Annotated in this window: 17 protein-coding genes; 7 read left to right on the top strand and 10 right to left on the bottom strand. The window is 70.0% G+C overall.

The genetic code is table 11. The annotated features are described in order from the left end of the window. Nucleotides 1–93: 93 nt before the first annotated feature. Entirely contained in the window at nucleotides 94–1083 is a 990-nt protein-coding gene (locus ACWFRU_RS07170) for a glycosyl hydrolase (RefSeq protein ID WP_453685097.1), read from the bottom strand. Nucleotides 1084–1407: 324 nt separating this feature from the next. Between ACWFRU_RS07170 and ACWFRU_RS07175 the strand changes: the two genes are divergently transcribed. Both ACWFRU_RS07175 and ACWFRU_RS07180 read left to right on the top strand, forming a co-directional pair. Continuing rightward, nucleotides 1408–2436: a LacI family DNA-binding transcriptional regulator gene (locus tag ACWFRU_RS07175; protein WP_453685098.1), complete on the top strand. Its 1029-nt coding sequence runs from the start codon at nucleotides 1408–1410 to the stop codon at nucleotides 2434–2436. Between the two features lie 87 nt (nucleotides 2437–2523). Next, nucleotides 2524–3039, top strand: a complete 516-nt coding sequence (locus ACWFRU_RS07180) for a tetratricopeptide repeat protein (RefSeq protein WP_453685099.1) — start codon at nucleotides 2524–2526, stop codon at nucleotides 3037–3039. A gap of 46 nt (nucleotides 3040–3085) precedes the next feature. Here the strand turns inward: ACWFRU_RS07180 and ACWFRU_RS07185 are convergent, their stop codons facing one another. Together ACWFRU_RS07185 and ACWFRU_RS07190 are read right to left on the bottom strand one after the other, a co-directional pair. Then, nucleotides 3086–4066, bottom strand: a complete 981-nt coding sequence (locus ACWFRU_RS07185) for a DUF6397 family protein (RefSeq protein ID WP_453685100.1) — start codon at nucleotides 4064–4066, stop codon at nucleotides 3086–3088. Nucleotides 4067–4187: 121 nt separating this feature from the next. Continuing rightward, complete coding sequence (locus ACWFRU_RS07190; RefSeq protein WP_453685101.1) at nucleotides 4188–4601, bottom strand: roadblock/LC7 domain-containing protein; 414 nt, start codon at nucleotides 4599–4601, stop codon at nucleotides 4188–4190. A 93-nt stretch (nucleotides 4602–4694) separates the two neighbouring features. Between ACWFRU_RS07190 and ACWFRU_RS07195 the strand changes: the two genes are divergently transcribed. Continuing rightward, on the top strand, nucleotides 4695–5126 hold the full coding sequence (locus ACWFRU_RS07195) for a PPOX class F420-dependent oxidoreductase (protein ID WP_453685102.1): 432 nt from the start codon (nucleotides 4695–4697) through the stop codon (nucleotides 5124–5126). Between the two features lie 20 nt (nucleotides 5127–5146). Here ACWFRU_RS07195 and ACWFRU_RS07200 read toward each other — a convergent pair whose 3' ends face one another. From ACWFRU_RS07200 to ACWFRU_RS07220, 5 genes are all read right to left on the bottom strand, one after another. Continuing rightward, nucleotides 5147–5752 (bottom strand): GTP-binding protein, encoded by a 606-nt coding sequence (locus ACWFRU_RS07200; RefSeq protein ID WP_453685103.1) that lies wholly within the window; start codon nucleotides 5750–5752, stop codon nucleotides 5147–5149. Beyond that, complete coding sequence (locus ACWFRU_RS07205; RefSeq protein ID WP_453685104.1) at nucleotides 5733–6146, bottom strand: DUF742 domain-containing protein; 414 nt, start codon at nucleotides 6144–6146, stop codon at nucleotides 5733–5735. The genes ACWFRU_RS07200 and ACWFRU_RS07205 overlap by 20 nt, the downstream gene beginning before the upstream one ends. Nucleotides 6147–6165: 19 nt before the next feature. After that, nucleotides 6166–6600, bottom strand: coding sequence for a roadblock/LC7 domain-containing protein (locus ACWFRU_RS07210; RefSeq protein WP_453685105.1), 435 nt, complete (start codon nucleotides 6598–6600; stop codon nucleotides 6166–6168). Beyond that, nucleotides 6597–9143, bottom strand: a complete 2547-nt coding sequence (locus ACWFRU_RS07215; protein ID WP_453685106.1) for a nitrate- and nitrite sensing domain-containing protein — start codon at nucleotides 9141–9143, stop codon at nucleotides 6597–6599. The genes ACWFRU_RS07210 and ACWFRU_RS07215 overlap by 4 nt, the downstream gene beginning before the upstream one ends. Before the next feature lie 64 nt (nucleotides 9144–9207). Beyond that, a complete protein-coding gene (locus ACWFRU_RS07220; RefSeq protein ID WP_453685107.1) occupies nucleotides 9208–9981 on the bottom strand; it encodes an MHYT domain-containing protein in 774 nt (257 codons plus the stop codon). Between the two features lie 151 nt (nucleotides 9982–10132). On the opposite strand from ACWFRU_RS07220, the gene ACWFRU_RS07225 reads away from it, so the two are divergent. Further along, complete coding sequence (locus ACWFRU_RS07225; RefSeq protein WP_453685108.1) at nucleotides 10133–10732, top strand: class I SAM-dependent methyltransferase; 600 nt, start codon at nucleotides 10133–10135, stop codon at nucleotides 10730–10732. Nucleotides 10733–10777: 45 nt separating this feature from the next. On the opposite strand, the gene ACWFRU_RS07230 is transcribed toward ACWFRU_RS07225, so the two are convergent. After that, on the bottom strand, nucleotides 10778–11533 hold the full coding sequence (locus ACWFRU_RS07230; RefSeq protein WP_453685109.1) for an alpha/beta fold hydrolase: 756 nt from the start codon (nucleotides 11531–11533) through the stop codon (nucleotides 10778–10780). Nucleotides 11534–11636: 103 nt separating this feature from the next. Between ACWFRU_RS07230 and ACWFRU_RS07235 the strand changes: the two genes are divergently transcribed. Continuing rightward, nucleotides 11637–12158, top strand: coding sequence for a PadR family transcriptional regulator (locus ACWFRU_RS07235; RefSeq protein WP_453685110.1), 522 nt, complete (start codon nucleotides 11637–11639; stop codon nucleotides 12156–12158). Here the strand turns inward: ACWFRU_RS07235 and ACWFRU_RS07240 are convergent. After that, nucleotides 12147–13052: an oxygenase MpaB family protein gene (locus ACWFRU_RS07240; RefSeq protein WP_453685111.1), complete on the bottom strand. Its 906-nt coding sequence runs from the start codon at nucleotides 13050–13052 to the stop codon at nucleotides 12147–12149. The two genes, ACWFRU_RS07235 and ACWFRU_RS07240, sit on opposite strands and share 12 nt — an antisense overlap. Before the next feature lie 100 nt (nucleotides 13053–13152). Here ACWFRU_RS07240 and ACWFRU_RS07245 point away from each other — a divergent pair, with 100 nt between their 5' ends. Together ACWFRU_RS07245 and ACWFRU_RS07250 are read left to right on the top strand one after the other, a co-directional pair. Continuing rightward, nucleotides 13153–13437 carry a hypothetical protein gene (locus ACWFRU_RS07245; RefSeq protein WP_453685112.1) on the top strand — a complete coding sequence of 95 codons (285 nt, stop codon included), beginning with the start codon at nucleotides 13153–13155 and terminating at the stop codon, nucleotides 13435–13437. Between the two features lie 491 nt (nucleotides 13438–13928). Continuing rightward, on the top strand, nucleotides 13929–14807 hold the full coding sequence (locus ACWFRU_RS07250; RefSeq protein ID WP_453685113.1) for a hypothetical protein: 879 nt from the start codon (nucleotides 13929–13931) through the stop codon (nucleotides 14805–14807). Nucleotides 14808–14852 lie beyond the last annotated feature (45 nt).

Raw genomic sequence — 14852 nt, forward strand, 5'->3', positions numbered from 1 at the left:
CGGCACCCAGGGTCGGCGAAACGGGTGACGGCCCCTCGCTCCCCGCAGGAGGGGGCGTGAGGGGCCGCTTGCGCGCCTGGGCCGGGGCACCGGCTAGGCGGCTGGAAGCTTCACCTCACCTTGGTTGAGTACGCGTGGGTGGAAGTAGCAGGCCTGTATCTCGGCGTTGGTGTTGTTCCCCTTGAGCTGCTCCGACCAGATCATGAAGTACGACCAGCGGGTCTGGCTGTTGAGCAGCGCCGCGTTGGGGACCTTGCCCATCTCCGCGAGGGCGATCGGCTTGCTGCCCGCGATGCTCTGCAGTTGCTGGTAGTCGGAGGTGCTCGGGTAGTTCTTGTACCAGACGTCGAGCGAGGCGACATCGACGTAGCTGTTGCCCGGGTAGTAGTTGGCCCAGCCGCCCTCCGGGTTGTCCTGGACGTTCCACACCCAGATGAGGTTGTCCAGGCCCTTGCCCGCGAGGTAGTCGTGGGTGATCCGGTAGAGCTTGGCCCCGCCGTTGGCACCCGGACGCTTGCCCCACCAGTTCCACTGCTCGTTCATCTCGTGCAACGGCCGGAACAGCACGGGCACTCCGGCCGCCTTCAGCTGCTGCAAGTACGGGACGACCTCGTCGAGGCGGCGCTTCCAGGCGTTGTTCAGCGCCGTGCCGTCGGTGACGACCTGCGAGAACTGGGCGTCGGTGATGCGCGACTTGACGCCGCCCTCGAACTCGCAGGAGCTGCCCATCGTCGGCGGACAGACGTGCCAGGTCAGCGACACGAGTGAACCGTTGGCCCACTCCGTCTTCGCCTGGTCGATCACCCGCTGCCGGTTGGCGACGTCCTCGGCCCGGAACATCAGATCCCCGCCCCACAGGCCCGGGTACTGCCCGGTGACGTCCTTGACCTGCTGGGTGTACTGGCCCGGATTGCTCGCGGGCTCCTTGTTGTGCTGGCCGGACACGATGTTCGAACCCGAGACGGAACGCAGGTAGTTGATCACCTGCTGCTTGGAACTGCTCGGGAACGCCTGGGCGTCGGGGGTGAGGCACAGCGCAAGGAGCGCCGCCGCGAGGAACGCGGTGATGCGTTTTCTGTGCATGGGAAAGCCCCTCTGTCGGGGACGCGAGACCGGAGCGGCTCGCGGTCGAGCGCACACTCTGCCCATCGGAGACAACGTTGTCTAGATGCTTGTCTAATTAAGCAAAGGTTCAGTAATGCGCCATGGATGGGTTGATGTTCCACGGAAACGAAAACTGAACCGGTCTATGGACGAGGCCCCAATTCCTGTCTAGGTTGTGCGCCAGGTCATCAGCGGGCCACGTCAGGGCCGCCCGCAACTCCCCTGAAGGACAAGGCAGATGACACGCACAACCGCCACCGCCTTCGCCGCGGTCAAGTCAGCCCTCTTCCTGATGGAGCCCGCATGACGCAGCAGAGACTGACCATCCGGGATGTCGCGGCCCGCGCCGGGGTGTCGCGAGCGGCCGTGTCCCTGGCGTTCAACAACAAACCAGGAGTGTCGGAGGCGACACGCACCCGGATCATGGAGGTCGCCCGGTCGATGGGCTGGGAGCCGAATCGCTCGGCTCGGGCGCTCAACAAGCAGGGCACGGGCACGATCGGCCTCGCGATCAGCCGCCCCGCACGCCAACTCGGCCTCGAACCCTTCTACATGGAGTTCATCTCCGGCCTGGAGAGCGTCCTTTCCGACCAGTCCAGCGCCCTGCTCCTGCGCCTGGTGAAGAGCCTGGACGAGGAGATCGACCTGCAGCGCCACTGGTGGCGGTCGGGGCAGATCGCCGGCTCCGTCCTGGTCGACTTCCGTGAGCACGACCCCCGCGTCCCCGTCCTCTCGCAGCTCGGCATGCCCGTGGTCGCCGTAGCCCACCCCTCGCTGACGGGGCCGTTCACCTCGCTGTGGACCGACGACACCACGGCCGTCACCGAAGCAGTGCGCTATCTCGCGGCGTTGGGACACCGCTCCATCGCCCGGATCGGCGGCACCGCCGAGCTGGGACACAGCCTGATCCGCGGCGCCGCGTTCACCACGACCATGGCCGACCTCGGGCTGCCGCAAGGCCGTCAGCTGGCCACCGACTTCTCCGGAGAGGCGGGCGCCCGAGCAACGCGCTCGCTGCTCGCCGCGGCGGAGCGACCCACCGCGATCATCTACGACAACGACCTGATGGCCGTGGCCGGGCTGTCCGTCGCCGCCGAGATGGGCCTGCGGGTGCCCGCAGACATCTCCCTGCTCGCCTGGGACGACTCGCAGCTGTGCAAGCTGACCCACCCGACGCTCTCCGCGATGAGCCACGACATCCACGCCTTCGGGACGGATGTGGCCCGCTCCCTCTACGAGGTCCTGTCCGGCCGGCGCGTCGCGCCTCACCCGGTGCCCACACCCACCCTCACGCCACGAGGGTCCACGGGCCCGCCACCGAAACGCCTTTAGGCGACGCATCCACTTCCGGCAGAATGACATTGATGCCTCCGATCATTCGGTCAAGGCTCGGGACAAGGCAGAGAGAGGGACGGGGAATTGACAAAGGACGGGGACCTGGCCGCGCACCGCGACCGCCTGCTCGCCGAGGCCATCGGGCTGCGCGAGGACGGCCGCCGGGAGGAGGCCCGGGAACGACTGCTCGCCCTGTGCGCGCAGTTCCCCCTGGACGCGGAGGTGGCGTACCAGACCGCGTGGGTGCACGATTCACTCGGTCTGGAAGCCGAGGCCGTGCCGCACTACGTGCGCGCGGTCAAGGAGACGGGCCTGTCTCCCGACGATCGCCGGGGTGCGCTCCTGGGGCTGGGCAGCACCTACCGCGTCCTGGGCCGGTATCCGGAAGCGGTCACGACCTTGAGGGACGCGGCAGCCGAGTTCCCCGACGACGCCGCCCTCAAGACCTTCCTGGCCATGGCTCTCTACAACACCGGCCGGGCACACGACGCGATGGAGATCCTGCTGACCCTGCTCGCCACCACGAGCCAGGACCCGGACATCGCCACGTACCGCCGCGCGATCGAGCACTACGCCAAGGACCTCGACGCCACCATGTAGCGGCGCGATCCGCACGAGTCCTGCCTTCGCGCCCGAGCGGCCGTGTCTACGCTCCTCTGCGGCGCATCCACTTGAGCAGACCTCGTGGCTCCGACACCCGCTGACTCCTGCCTTCCTCGGGCAGCGCGGCGGGCTGAGCCTCGGGATGCGACGCGGGCTGTGGCGTGCGGTGCGTCGCGGGGTCGTGCGGGCGCGGTTCGGCAATCGGCTCTGGTTTCGGCGCGGGCCGTGGCGCCGGACGCAGGCCTCGGGCCTGGGAGAGACCGATGGTGAGGTTGGCCCGCAGCCAGCGGATCTCGTCCGGCTGGTCCGCGGTCATGATCTTGTGGATGATCCGTCCCGCCGGAGACTCCGGCACGCTTTGGCCGAAGGGGTCAGGCATGAGCTTTCGTACATAGGCGCGTTCGTACGGGTCCCGGATGATTTCCGCGATCTGGACCGGGTCGAGCAGTGAGGCCACGGCCGCGGCGCGCTCCCAGGGGTCGTCGGACTGGCGGAGCAGTGCTCCGGCATGGCGGCCCCGCCAGTTCCGTGCCCGCAGGTCGACGCCCGCCTCCATTTGAGCGCGGATCGTGCTGGGGGCTCGGCCGGTGAGCAGGCTGGCGTTGACCTCGGATTCGGCGAAGTGCTTCAGCTCTTCCGCCAGATATAGCCAGACCACTGCTCGATAGCGGTTGAGATAGAACTTCACCGGGGTGACGAAGCCTGCGCGTGTGAGCCGGGTGAACCGGGCCGTGGAGATGCCCATGAGTGCCGCGCCCTCAGTGGTCCCCACGGCTCTGATGCGCTCGAGCCACGCCGCCGGGAAGCCGTCCCCGGCGCGGACGCGCTCGATCTCCTCGCGTGTGACGCGGCGGCGCCCACCGGCCGTGTCGGCGACGGTGCGGATGCGTCCCAGCATCACGGCGAGCTCGAACTCGCCGCGCTTCAATCCCAGTTCTCGTGCCGCTCGGCTCTGCGCGACCGAGGTCTGCGCTGTCGTGGCGGCGGTCTCGATGGTTTCCTGCGTGATCGTGTGACCTGTCATGGTGGCTCTCCCCCGTGAGGCGTCTTTGCTCTCGGGAAGACCGTAGCGCGATCAACGCGATCCGCGCCGAGCCTGTGGATAACTCTCGACGCGACGACGTTTCAGCAGGTCAGAGGGTGGATCAGAGATCTACGACCGGTGTCCGCTCCGGCTGCCTGGCGCCTACGGCGAGGTGCTCGCCGACACGGTTGACGAGGAGTGTCATCTCGTACGCGACCTGGCCGATGTCCGCCTCCGCGGAACTGAGGACGCACAGACAACTGCCGTCGCCCGCCGCCGTCACGAACAGCACCGCGTCGTCGAACTCGATCATCGTCTGGCGCACGCTGCCCGCACGGAAATGCCGCCCTGAGCCCTTGGCCAAGCTGTGCAGACCCGACGAGACCGCGGCCAGGTGCTCCGCGTCCTCGCGCTTGAGTTCCGAGCTCGCGCCGGTCACCAGGCCGTCGTTGGACAGCACCAGCGCGTGCCGTACGGGCTCCATGCGCTTGGTCAAGTCGTCGAGCAGCCAACCGAGGCCCGTGTTCTGCACCATGTTCCCGTCTCCCCGCCTTCTGTTCCCCCTGGCTGAAGGAACTGACCTGCCAGCCTTCCCCACCATCGGCCCTCCGGCAAGCATGATGAGGACATGGCACAGAAGATGACCGAGGACCAGTGGCGGGCTTTCGTCTCACAGGGCACCCGTACCGGCAAGCTGTCGACCGTCCGGGCGGACGGCAGCCCCCATATCGCACCGATCTGGTTCTTGTTGGACGGGGACGAGTTGGTGTTCAACACCGGGGCAGAGACCGTCAAGGGGCGGAATCTGGCGCGAGACGGGCGTGTCGCCCTTTGTGTGGACGACGACAGGCCTCCCTTCACGTTCGTGATCCTGCAGGGGCAGGCGCGGCTGAGCGACGATCTCGACGAGGTGCGGCACTGGGCCACCCGGCTCGGCGCCCGCTACATGGGCGAAGGGCGTGCCGAGGAGTTCGGGGAGCGCAATGGCGTGCCCGGTGAGCTGCTCGTGCGCGTCAAGATCGACAAGGTGATCGCGCAGGGCGCGGTCGCCGACGACTGACGTTCTCTCGACGCCCGATCTCAGCCCACCGTGTCGAGCAGCCGGGCGGTATGCATCCGCCCGGCGTACTCGACCAGGCGTATCAGCACCTCCTTTCCCGAATCGCGGTCCCGTGCGTCGCACAGCACCACAGGGGTGCCGCGGTCGAGGTCCAGGGCCCGTGACACTTCGTGCGCACCGTACGTACGCGCGGCCGCGAAGCAGTTGACGGCCACCACGAACGGGATGTGCCGGTGCTCGAAGTAGTCGACGGCGGGGAAGCAGTCCTCGAGCCGCCGGGTGTCCGCGAGGACGACGGCTCCGAGCGCGCCCTGGGACAGCTCGTCCCACAGGAACCAGAAACGGTCTTGCCCCGGCGTACCGAAGAGGTACAGCGACAGGCCGGACCTGATGGTGATGCGGCCGAAGTCCATGGCGACGGTCGTCGTGGTCTTGCGGTCGACTCCGCCGGTGTCGTCCACCGACTGGCCCGCCTCACTGAGGATTTCCTCGGTGCGCAGCGGGCGTATCTCGCTGACCGCGCCGACCAGGGTGGTCTTGCCCACCCCGAAGCCGCCCGCGACCAGAATCTTCAACGCCATGGCGGTCGTGTCGCCGCCGTCGGCGTCAGAGTGCTCGGAGCCCATCGATCACCTCTCGCAGGATCTTCTCGTCGGGTAGCTGTGCGGGTGGCACGGGTTGGTTCACCTTCACGCAGCCCATTTCCAGCAGGTCGCCGAGCAGTACCCTGACCACCCCCACGGGCAGATCGGCTTCGGCCGCCAGTTCGGCCACCGACTGGGTCTCGGTGCGGCACAGTTCGATGAGCGACCGGTGTTCCGGGCCGAGCGCGGTGTCGTCCCCGGGGCTCGGTGCGTTCGCGTCCAGTGCGACGAGTGCGATCAGGTCGAAGCGCACTCCGCTGGGGCCCGGTCGGGTCCGCCCGCCGGTCATCGCGTAGGGACGGACCAGGGGTCCGGCCTCGTTGTCGTACCACTGGCTGCCCGCGTCGCGCGGGGCGGCGCTCTTGTCCTCGGTCATCCGCGTCGGCCGCCCTGTTTCATCCGACGGCCGGCGGCTGCGCCGCGAAGCGCGGCGGGGTGTGCAGATGCTCGCCCACGCGTTTGACCAGGCGTGCCATCTCGTAGGCGACGAGGCCGATGTCGGCGGTCACGGAGCTGAGCACGGCGAGGCATGAGCCGTCGCCCGCCGCTGCCACGAACAGGAAGCCGTCGTCCATCTCCACCATGGTCTGGCGCACTCCCCCGGCTCCGAAGTGCCGGCCCGCGCCCTTGGCGAGGCTGTGGAACCCGGAGGCGACCGCGGCGAGGTGTTCGGCGTCCTCGCGGTTGAGGGCGGTCGAGGCGCCGACGGCGAGTCCGTCGTTGGAGAGCACCACGGCGTGCCGCACCTCTCCGACGCGCAGCACCAAGTCATCGAGCAGCCAGTCGAGTTCGCCGGTCCTGCCGGCGGTGATGCTCTGATCCTGGATCATGCCTGGTCTCCTTCGGTGCTGTCACTGGCCGGGGCCGGCCCTGGGATGTCCGGGACCGCGCCGACGATGCCCGGCCTGCGGCCGCCGCCGCGGGCCCAGCCGTCGCGGTAGGCGGACATGCGGTCCCGTACGTCTTCGGGGCTGCGTTCGGTGTCTTCTCGGACGCTCACGGATCCGGCTGCCACGTCGTGCGGGCGCTCGCGCAGCTGGGGGGCCAGGCTGGCCTGACGTACCCGGCGCGGGAGATCGTCCGAGGGCCCTGGGGCGGCCTCGGGTTCCGTCGCCGGCGGCTTGTGCGGGCGCAGGGCCGTGACGCCCGGGGGTGTCTTGGGCGGAGCGTCCGTCGAGGGAGCCAACGCGGGGCGGGCGGCCGGGGCCGGCACCGAGGTGCCGTTCAGCGGGGCGGCGTCGGGCACGCGTGCGTGCGCGTTCAGTTGGCGGTCACGTTCCATGGTGTGATCTCCGGGACTCTCCGGCGTGGTGCTCTGCAGTAGTGCGGTGGGCAGGAGGACGACGGCGGTGGTGCCGCCGTACGGGGACGTGCGCAGGTGCACCTTGATTCCGTGTCGCGCGGCGAGCCTGCTGACGACGAAGAGCCCCAGTTGGTCGCTGTCGAAGAGATCGAGTGCTTCGGACTGTTCGATGCGGCGGTTGGCCTCGGCCAGGGCCTCCGCGCCCATGCCAAGACCCCGGTCCTCGATCTCCAGGGCGTAGCCGTTGCCGACCGGTTCGCCGTTGACGCGCACCTTGGTGTGGGGCGGCGAGAACTGGGCGGCGTTCTCGACGAGTTCGGCCAGGAGGTGGGTGAGGTCGGCGACGGCTGTCCCGAGGACCGCGGCGGCGGGCAGCTGTCGGACCTCCACGCGCGCGTAGTCCTCGACTTCGGAGACGGCCGCTCGGACCACGTTCGTCAGGGACACGGGCAGGCGCCAGGCGCGCCCCGGTGCGGCACCGGAGAGGATGATCAGGCTCTCGGCATGTCGCCTCATGCGGGTGGTGAGGTGGTCGAGCCGGAAGAGGTCACTGAGTTCGTTCGGGTCGTCCGCCCTGCGCTCCATGCCGTCGAGCAGGTTGAGCTGGCGGTGGACGAGGACCTGGCTCCTGCGGGCTAGGTTGACGAAGACGCCCGAGATTCCGCTGGCGAGTTCGGCGCGCTCGATGGCGGCGTGGAGGGCCGCCCGGTGCACCGTGCCGAGCGCTTCGTAGACCTGTCCCGTCTCGTCCTCCGCGGGCGGTCCCGGGGGTGCTTCGGCGTGGATGTCGATCTCCTCGCCGGCGCGCAGCCTCCGCATGGCGTGCGGAAGTTTGTGGCGGGCGATCTCCAGGGCGCCGTTGCGCAGGCTCACCAATTCGACGACCAGGCCGCGCCCGATGCGTACGGAGATGACCAGTGAGGTGGCCACGGCCACGAGCCCGAGCAGCACGGCGGCACCTGCCGGTGTGAGCAGTCCGCTGGTCAAGGGGTCGGCCCGGCCGTCGCGGTCGGCGCGCGCGGCGATCGTGCGCAGCTCGTCGCGTACCGCCGCGTGGGAGTTGTCCCACTTGGCGGCCGAAGCCGCTTCGGCGGCCTTGCGGCCCGGTGGCGCGAGGAGCACCTTGTCCTCCAAGGCGCGTACGTCGGCGTACGCGCTCCCCTCCGTGAGGTCCTGCCAGGCTGCTCGTTCGGCACCGCGCAGATCCGCGACCGCCGCCTCGGTCAGGGTGCGCCGGGTGTCGACGGCTCCGGTGAACTGCCGCAGTCGCTCACCGTCGAGGGTGCCGTCGAGCCGGGCGCTGGCCAGGACGACGTCCTCGCGGGCCAGCATCTCGGCGGCCCGGGCGAATTCGAGCAGCACGCGCGCGTCGGAGCCGAGTTCGGCGTCCTGGACGCCGGTGAGCGCGCCGCCGACCCCGAAGGCGGCCGAGATGGTCTTGGTGTACTGGCCGTAGGTCGCGTCCCAGCCCGTGCGGCCGTCGATCACGTCGGCCCGCAGGGAACTCAGGCCCTCGGCGGCGGTGACGAAGGACGCGAGCCTGCTTGCCACGCCGGTGGGCAGGTCGGCACCGTCGGCGACCGTCCCGTCCTCGCCGCGGCGCAGCTTCGCGACCGCGCGGTCCGTGCGTTCCGCGCGCCGGTTGAGTTCGCTGCCGCCGTCGGGTGCGGGCCGGGTCGCGTAGCGCACCGCTGTCACACGCTCTGCCTGCAGTGCGGCGATGGCCGAGTCGACGGGGCCACGCACCTCTGTGTCGACGCGCTGCAACTGCCGTAGGTGCGCCACGTCTTGGGCCGTGCTGACCGTGGCGTACCCCCACAGTCCGATCAGGGAGACGACCGGCACCATCAGCAGGCAGACGATCTTGGCTCGTACGGTGCGAGGGCGTGGCCACCACGTGCGGTCTCGCGACGCCTGGGCCTTCGGCGGGCCGGGTTCCGAGGGGGCTTTCGTGTCGGGCCGTTCGTCGGCGGGCGGTCCCGCGTGCGCGCGTCGACCGCGCGCCGGGGCGCCGGTCCGCGGCGGCGCTGCGCCGTCGGCCGGGTCAGGGGTCCTACGGGGGGTAGGCATGGCCTCCTCGCTCGGAGAGATTTCGGGGTGTGTCCGCCCGTCCGTGACCGGCCCGGATGCGCCGCTATCCGGCGGCACCCTCCACCGGCCGTTGGGCCGCCACGGAGGCCTCGCGCTCATCCGAGGTCGGGGAGAGCGCGACAAACGCCGAGGTCAGGAAGAGATAGGACCCGAGGCCGACCGCCAGGGGGAAGATGAACTGCATGGTGGTCGCGCCGGCCAGCGCGGCGCCGGATTCGGTGACCCGCACGCTCACGGCCAGCATGCCGGTGTAGTGCATGCTGCTCACCGCGCCGCCCATAACAAGTGAGGCGACGGCGACGGCAAGAGGTGACTTGATGTTGAGCGCCGCCCACAGGGCCGCGGTCGCGGCGACGACGGCGATCACCACGGAGAGACCGACCAGCACGGGGTCGTAGCGCACGTTGCCGTGCAGCCGCAGCGCGGCCATGCCCAGGTAGTGCATGGACGCCACGCCGAGCCCGGTGGTCAGCCCGCCGAGCGCGAGCGCGCGTCCGCGGTGACGGCCGTAGCCGACGGCGAAGACCCCGACTCCGACGACGGCCATCGCCACGACGAGGCTCAGGATGGTCAGGGGCACGTTGTAGTGGATCTCCGTGCCGGTGACCCCGAAGCCGAGCATGGCCACGAAGTGCATCGTCCAGATGCCCGCGCCGATGGCGGAGGCCGCGGTGATGAGCCAGTTGCGGCGCAATGTACCCGTGGCGCCGAGCGCACGGACGGTGCAGCGCAGCCCGAGAGCGGCGCCGATACAGGCCATCACGTACGACAGCACGGGGGTCAGCCAGCCGAAGGTGGCGTGGTCCAGGTGTCCCATGGCCCCGGGACGCTAGTCCGAACAGGGGCGCACAACGGGGGCGCAGTTCGAAAGGTGTTGGAATATGACTGAGAGAGGGCCCTGAACGATCGCGTGACGCTCGAACGTGTGCCCCCGACGCGCATGCCGGTCGTTGAGCAATCATGGCCACATGAGCGATGACCACACGCGCGTCCGTGACTTCTTCTCCGCCCGAGCAGCAGACTGGGACAGCCGCTTCCCCGACGACGGCCCCGCCTATCGGGCCGCCGCGGCCGAGCTCGGCCTGCGCCCCGGCGGCCGTGTCCTCGACGCCGGGTGCGGCACCGGACGCGCACTGCCCGCGCTCAGGGACGCCGTGGGGCCCTCGGGAGTCGTGCTCGGGATCGATCTGACGCCCGCCATGCTGGAGGCCGCCACACGGGCGGGCAGGGACCGCGCAGGGCGACTCCTGCTCGCGGACGTGTCCCGGCTTCCGGTGCGCGACGCGTCTCTCGATGCCGTGTTCGGCGCGGGCCTGATCTCCCACCTCGCCCATCCGACCGAGGACCTGCGGGAGTTGAGGCGTGTCGTGCGTCCCGGAGGGATCCTCGCCCTTTTCCATCCCATCGGCCGGGCGGCGCTCGCGGCGCGGCAGGGCCGCCAGATCACGCAGGACGATCTGCGCGCCGAGGCGAACCTCCGCCCGTTGCTCACCGGCGCCGGTTGGCGGCTGACCTCCTACGTCGACGAGGACGCGCGCTTCCTCGCCCTGGCCGTACGAGAGGACTAGGCCTTGGCCGTACGAGGGGACTAGGACGACCGTGGCGTCGGACTGTCACCCGCGTCCGGCGATGACCGAGGCGAACGCCTGCGGGTTGTCGAACATGACGTTGTGCCCCGCCTCCGGCACGGTCACGACCTGCACCCCGGATGCCGTCAGCTCCTCCGCCCCCGGGAGTTCCCCGCTCCGCGCGCCCTGCAAGTAGACACGCTCGACCGGCAGTTCCATGAGCATCGCGCGCATCGTCGGCCGCGTCCCCCTCACCAGTGCCGTCGCGCTGCGGTGCAGGGCGCGGGGGTCGGCAAGCCGCATGGTCGCCGCCCACAGGGGGCCGACCTTGTCGAGCACGCGCGCGTGGCCGTGGGCGACGTAATCCTCCTCTTCGTAGGCCGCGATGCCGCTGCTGCCCTCTGTCACGGCAGGGTTGGGGTCGAGGTTCGCCTCGGTCAGCACCAGCCGGGACACCAGGTCGCCGCGTCGGTGCGCGAGCACGATGGCGACGGAGCCGCCCATGCTGTGCGCGACGATCTCCGCGCCGGTCACCTCGGCCGCGTCCAACACCGCGGCCAGGGCGTCCGCGTGGTCCTCCAGGGAGTACCCGAAGTCCGCCGGGCGGTCACTGATGCCGTGGCCCGGCAGGTCGACGAAGAGCGACCGGCGTCCGCTCAGCTCGGCCCGGGCCGCGATGTGGGCGTGGTAGACCGACGACGCCGCGCCGAGCCCGTGCACGTACACCCGGGCCGGGTCGGACCCTTCGCTCTCCGTCCAGCGGACACAGCTGCCCTGCGCGTCGAACCGTGCCTGTCGCATCGCCACTCCCTGACTCGTCCCACTCCTACTCCGGGAGGACAATACATCGTCACCGATGTATTGCGTGTGAGAGGTACAGCGCCGGTGCGGCAGAATGCACGGCATGCTCGAACTGGCCATCCTCGGATTCCTCTACGAAGCGCCCCTGCACGGCTATGAGCTGCGCAAGCGCATCACCGCCCTGACCGGCCACGTGCGCCCCGTCGCGGAGAGCACCCTGTATCCCGCCATCAAACGGCTGGAGAAGGCCGGACTGCTGGCCCGTGAGACACAGCCCGGCTCCGTGGCGGCCCCCCGCCATGTCCTGGACCTCACCGCGGAAGGCAGGAGCGAGCTGCGTCGCAGGCTCACGCAGCCGCAGCAAGGCGACATCACCGACGAGAACCGCTGGTTCACGGTCCTCGCCTTTCTCCGCCACGTCGACGACAAAGCGGCACAGGCGGCGGTCCTCGAACGCCGTCTGGCCTTCCTCGAGGAGCCGGCCAGCTTCTTCTACGACGGCGAGCGCCCGCTGCGCGCCGAGGAACTGGACGATCCGTTCCGCCGCGGAATCCTCACCATCGCCCGCGCGACGAGCCGTGCCGAACTCGCCTGGTTGCACGCGACGTTGAGCTCACTGCGCTGAGGTGGCCTCCGACCCGCCACCGTGCGGCACCGGACAGCCTCGGACGCCGGGCATGGGGAAGGTACCGAGCTCGCCGACCCGGTACCCCTGCGGGTAACCCTTGATCTCCCAGTTCTGCCGGGCGTAATGCGGTGCGGTGCGAGGCGACATCAGGCGCACGGCCCGGCCACGCAAGCGCACCACGCGCCTGACCAGCGTGCGGGTGGCGGCGCTCGGCGGTTCATAGCGGAAGGCACGCAGGAGGGGCTCGTCGAGCAGGGCGATGGTCGAGGCGCGCAACAAGGGCGCCAGCGGGCGCGGGTACCAGGAGGCCATGAGGTCGAGGGTCGCGTCGGAGACCTTGCGCGCACCCTCGTCCCACGCGAAGTGCGCCTCTTCGTAGGCGTCGAGACACTTCTCGAAGGCTTCGTAGGAGTCCGGGATGTCCTGGATCCCCATGTGCCGCCCCAAGGTGCGGTAGTAGACGGCCGCCGCGGTCATCTCGTGGCGCGACAGCTTGCGCCAGCCGTAGGCGTCGATCCAGCGCTTGGGCATCACCACGAACGTGCACAGCACATAGCGCATGTCTTCATTGCTGATGTCGTAGCTACGGTGCATCTGGTTGATGCGGCGGATCGCAGTGCGGCCCTCTTCCGTGCCGAAGCCGTGCTCCACGACGGTGTCCAGGAGCAGGGCCGTGTCGTCGTACCGCTTCTGCGTACGGTCCGTCAGTTCGGCGGTCTCGGCGAGCAGCCGTCCGATGCCGGGAACGGCGTAGGTGCGGTAGAGCGCGAGCTCCAGAGCGCGGGTGTAGTCCCAGGGGAACTCGTACGTCGCGGTGAGCCGGTAGATCGTCAGGGCGTCCTTCTCCGGATCGAGACGCCGAATCTCCTTGAGCCGGTCGTAACGCTTCACCGCACGGCCCCCCTTCTGTCGTCGGAGCTCCAACTCTACGTTGGGGTACAACAGATGAGTGATCATCAGCGGCAACCACAACCGGGGGAAGGTGGCCCACATGTTCGACAAACTCCGCAAGCTGTGGCGCACGGACGAAGCTGTGCGCGGCAAGGAGGAGCGGCGCCGCCCGCACAACCTCTTCGAGGCGGCTGCCGTCTACGTGGCCGCGTCCGCCGACGACGATCAGGACCGGGCGGACGAAGCCGCGGGCTGGGTGTCGCCGGAGGCCTTGTCCTTCGGGGTCAGTGAACTCGCCTGCCGAGCGGTCATCGCGCTCGCCCGGGAACGCGACGAGTCGCCGGCGGTCGTGGCGCGTACGCTCCTCGGCCTGCCTGCCGCCTGACGTCCGTGTGCGTGGGATCGGGGCAGGCCAGTGCCTCATGGAAGGGGGTGCCTGTCTCGGCCGCGTGCGCGAGGCGCTCTCGGACCTCGCGCGGGGTGCGAGGGCGATAGCCGGGGCCGTCGCCGCAGCAGCCCTGCCGGAAGCGGAGTCCGGACAGCAGGACCGCGCCCAAGGCACGCCAGGCCGCTGTGTCGCGGCGCTTGGGCACGGCGAGCGCCGATCCCGCGTTGAGCATCTGGCCCCCGCATCGCGGGCAGATGTCGGCGCGCACGCGGCCGTAGTCGGCCGACTTCTTGAAAGAAGCACGGCACGGCAGACAGATGTAGTGCGTACTGGCTCCGGGCATGACACGCACCCTAGGCGACCGGCGCGGGCGCACACGAGTGAGTTTCGCGGCGCCCGCGAGCACCCTTCCTGGTCACGCGCCCCTCGACGATCAACCGGACCTGTGGTTAGGGTGCGCCGACAGATGAAGCGATGGGGAGGCTGGCATGGCCGGAACGGACGACGCTGTCGCCGCCGAGGACGACGCGCTGTACGTGCTGACCGCGGTGCTGCTGACACCCGCGAAGTTCCCGAGTGTGCTCGGTGACGACTATCCGGAGGCATGCGCGGCCCTGGGACTCGCGCCCCTCGCCACCGGCTACGGTCTGGTGCTCGGTCAGGATGGTGCGGGCGCCCGGTGGACCGTCGTCGTCGACGACGTCTCTCTCGTGGCCGTCGCCATCGCCTCCTGGGACTGCGGCATGGAGTACGACCTGTCGCCCGACGAGCGTACGGTGGTCGCCGCACTGCCCGGCTGGCCGCTGGCGGTCGCCGTAGCGGCGCCCCACGTGCCCGCTCCGCACGATCCCGATCCCGAGCCCGAGGACGGGGACCAGAAGCCGCTCTCACCTCCGCAGTCCGACACCTGGGGTCCTGCTCAGCGCCGGCTGGGCGCCGACGAGATCGCGCTCCAGTGGGCGGCGTGGCGCGAGCAGATCGACGACGCCGACTTCCTGGCCGACAGCGCCGATGACGACGCCGCCCCCGGGAGCGGCGAAGGCCCCGCGGCCGATACCGGTACCGATGCTGCCGGCGAGGCTGAGGCCGCTCAGGCTCCCCTCACCGGTGTGCGTCGCGTGCTGGCCGAAGCGCGGGCGTATGTGAGCACCCCGCCGCCGCTGGGTCGCGTGCGCTCCTCGTTCGCCTCCGGCGAGGCGCGCATTCTTCGTGCCGACGGTCCTGGCTGGTCGATGGTCGCCAGGACCGACGACATCGCGTTCGTGCTTCTCGACGAGGAGCCGGGCGAGGTGCTGCCGGTGGGCCGCGGTCCCGAGCTTCCCGCGCTGCTCGACGCACTCGACAAGATGGCCGTGCGCCCCACCTGATCGCCCCGAGCCTCTGTTCACCCCGAGCCTCCTGTTCACCCCGGT

Source organism: Streptomyces sp. NPDC055099 (assembly GCF_053607685.1).